We start from the raw sequence: 3,038 nt of genomic DNA, 5'->3' as shown, positions 1-3,038 counted from the left end.
CTGTCTTCTTCCGTGCACGTGGGCAACGAGCGCCAGGGCTCGAGTGGGCTCATGGGGAACGGACAGGAACGGCGGAAAATTAGCTTCGCGGCGCTGATCGGGACGGCCGGCAGGAAATAATTTCTACCTAAATATCAAATAGTTATAAGCAGGAGGCGGCGAAGGCCGGGTGCCGTCGCCAGCACCCGGCCCGCGCGTTGCCGATGGGCTCAGAAGGTCGCGGCTTGCGCCAGCGGAGCGAGCGAACCCTCGCCCGCGCGCCAGCGTTGCAGGCGCCGCTCGATGCAGGGAAGCACGGTGGCCTCCTGCTCATGGATGAAGAAGTGCCCGCCGTCGAACAGTTGCAGTTCGAAGTCGGCGCAGGTTTCCTCGCCCCAGGCCAGCAGCTGTTCCTCGCTGGCCTTGTCGGCGCTGCCGCCGAGCACCTGGATGGGGCAGGCCAGCGGCGCGCGGCGCTGATAGCGGTAGCTGCCGCAGAGCAGGAAGTCGGCGCGCAGGATGGGCAGCGTCAGGCTCATCAGCTCGGCGTTGGCCAGCACTTCCTCGGGGGTGCCCTGCAGCTCGCGCAGGTCGGCGATCAGCTCGGCGTCGCTCTTCGGCTCGGCGAAGCCGCGGTCGTATTCCGCGCGCCGCGACGGCGCCGCCGTGCCCGAGGCGAACAGCCCCAGGGGCGTCGGGCTGCCCAGCTCGCGCAGGGCGTAGAGCAGCTCGCAGGCGAGCAGCGCGCCCAGGCTGTGGCCGAACAGCGCGTAGGGCCCCTGGCGCACTTCGTCGTGCAGCTCGCGGGCCAGTTGCCGGGCCAGGCCGGCCAGATCGGTGTGCAGCGGCTCGGCCATGCGCGCGCCGCGCCCCGGCAGTTCCACCGGGCGCAGCTGCAGCCAGGCCGGCAGCTTGCGCCGCCAGCGGCTGTAGACCATGGCGCTGGCGCCGGAGTACGGCAGGCAGAAGAGTCGCAGCGCCACTCAGCCGGCCGCCTTGTCCATGTGCTGGCGCAGGCTCAGCGGGCGCATGTCGGTCCAGACCTGCTCGATATAGGCCAGGCAGTCCTTCTTCAGCCCGCTCTTGCCCACGGCGCGCCAGCCGGCGGGGATTTCCTTGTACTGCGGCCAGATGGAGTACTGCTCCTCGTGGTTCACCACCACTTCGAATGGGATGTCTTCGCGGTCGAATACAGAAGTCATTGCGCTTTCCTCAACTGGATGGGCCGGCCGCCCCGGGGGTGGCCGCTATGGGTTAACGAAGTGGGTGGCGGGAAAATTAGGTGGTGAGGCTCTTCGTCTTCGTAAGCGAACCTTGTCCGCGATAGCCGGGGGGCCGGCGCGATTCGCGGATGAGATCCGCGCTGCCCCACCCGCGCCATTCCCATGTAGGAGCGCGCCCTGCGCGCGATTTCGCGGGCAGGGCCCTACAATTTGCCGGCAGGCACCGCCGCGGCCAGGGCGCGGGCGAAGCGGCGGGCCACTTCGTCGATCTGCTCGGCGCTGATCACCAGCGGCGGCAGGAAGCGCACCACCGCGCCGTGACGGCCGCCCAGTTCGAGGATCAGCCCGCGGCGCAGGCATTCGCGCTGGATGCGCGAGGCCAGCGCGGGGTTGGCCGGCGGGTGGCCGAGGCTGTCGGCGGCGCCTTCGGCGTCGACCACTTCCACCCCGAGCATCAGCCCGCGGCCGCGGATGTCGCCCAGTTGCGGGTAGCTGCGCTGGAGGATGCGCAGGTGCTCGGCCAGGCGCTCGCCCATGGCCGCGGCGTGGCCGGGTACGTCGTGTTCCTTGAGATAGCGCATCACCGCGGAGCCGGCGGCCATGGCCATCTGGTTGCCGCGGAAGGTGCCGGCATGGGCGCCGGGCTGCCAGGTGTCCAGCCAGTCGCGGTAGACCACCACCGCCAGCGGCAGGCTGCCGCCTATGGCCTTGGACAGCAGCACCACGTCGGGGACTATGCCGGCGTGTTCGAAGGCGAACATCTTCCCGGTGCGGCCGAAGCCGGTCTGGATCTCGTCGATCACCAGCGCCACCCCGGCCTTCTCGGTGATCCGGCGCAGGCCGCGCAGCCAGTGCAGGTCGGCGGGGACCACGCCGCCCTCGCCCTGCACCACTTCCACCACCACCGCCGCCGGCAGCGGCACGCCGCTTTCCGGGTCGTTCAGCACGCTCTCCAGGTAGTGCAGGTTGGCGCGCACCCCGGCCTCGCCGCCGAGGCCGAAGGGGCAGCGGTAGTCGTAGGGGTACGGCAGGAACTGCACGCCGTTGCCCAGCACCGCGCCCAGGGCCTTCTTCGGCCCGAGGTTGCCCATCAGCCCCAGGGCGCCCTGGGTCATGCCGTGGTAGCCGCCCTGGAACGACAGCACGGTGCTGCGCCCGGTGGCCGTGCGCACCAGCTTGAGCGCGGCTTCCGCGGCGTCGGCGCCGGTGGGCCCGCAGAACTGGATCTTCGCCTCGCGCGCCAGTTGTGGCGGCAGCAGGCCGAACAGGTCCTGGACGAAGGCGTCCTTCACCGGGGTGGTCAGGTCCAGGGTGTGCAGCGGCAGTTCGTCGGCCAGCACCTGCTGGATCGCCTCGATCACCACCGGGTGGTTGTGGCCCAGGGCCAGGGTGCCGGCGCCGGCCAGGCAGTCGATGAAGCGGCGGCCCTCGACGTCCTCGACGTACAGCCCGCGGGCCTTCTTCAGCGCCAGGGGGATGCGCCGCGGGTAGCTGCGCGCGTTGGATTCCTGGTGGCGCTGGCGCGCCAGCAGCGGCGACTCGCTGAATTCGTAGAGGGTTTCGCCCGCGGCCGGTTCGGCATGGGCAGGCTGGTCATCGATGACGCTGGTAGCGACTTGCATGTCTTCAACCTCGAGACGTGGTGGTGTGCCACGGTTGACGGGTGCCCCGCGATGGCGGAGCGGCTGTAGTGGATAACGCAGCGCGGCGCTCGGGATTTACTGCCGGCCGCGCCCTGCCCCGGCGCCCTTTCCGCGGGTGCGGGGCGGCCTGCGCGCGACGAACCGCGCGTGGGCTGCGGGTGTTTCGCGATACCCCCGCGGGGCCTCGGCAGCC

At 70.5% G+C, this 3,038-nt stretch carries 3 protein-coding genes; all 3 read right to left on the bottom strand.

Annotated elements, in window-relative coordinates:
* Positions 1–209 precede the first annotated feature (209 nt).
* The 3 genes from PM1_RS14970 to PM1_RS14960 all read right to left on the bottom strand — a co-directional run bounded on the left by PM1_RS14970 (position 210) and on the right by PM1_RS14960 (position 2,824).
* A complete protein-coding gene (locus PM1_RS14970) occupies positions 210–962 on the bottom strand; it encodes a thioesterase II family protein (protein WP_009622051.1) in 753 nt (250 codons plus the stop codon).
* Entirely contained in the window at positions 963–1,181 is a 219-nt protein-coding gene (locus tag PM1_RS14965) for an MbtH family protein (protein ID WP_009622053.1), read from the bottom strand. It lies immediately after the preceding gene.
* 224 nt (positions 1,182–1,405) lie between these two features.
* Complete coding sequence (locus tag PM1_RS14960) at positions 1,406–2,824, bottom strand: aspartate aminotransferase family protein (RefSeq protein ID WP_009622055.1); 1,419 nt, start codon at positions 2,822–2,824, stop codon at positions 1,406–1,408.
* Positions 2,825–3,038: the final 214 nt, after the last annotated feature.

It is taken from the genome of Pseudomonas sp. M1 (genome assembly GCF_022760135.1).
Lineage (GTDB): Bacteria > Pseudomonadota > Gammaproteobacteria > Pseudomonadales > Pseudomonadaceae > Pseudomonas > Pseudomonas citronellolis.
The sequence above is the reverse complement of the archived record's forward strand: the minus strand, read 5'-3'. Positions and strand labels throughout refer to the sequence as shown.

Coding starts and splice junctions, on each gene's coding strand:
- PM1_RS14965 (WP_009622053.1), bottom strand. CDS start 1,181: ATGACTTCTGTATTCGACCGCGAAGACATCCCATTCGAAGTGGTGGTG.
- PM1_RS14960 (WP_009622055.1), bottom strand. CDS start 2,824: ATGCAAGTCGCTACCAGCGTCATCGATGACCAGCCTGCCCATGCCGAA.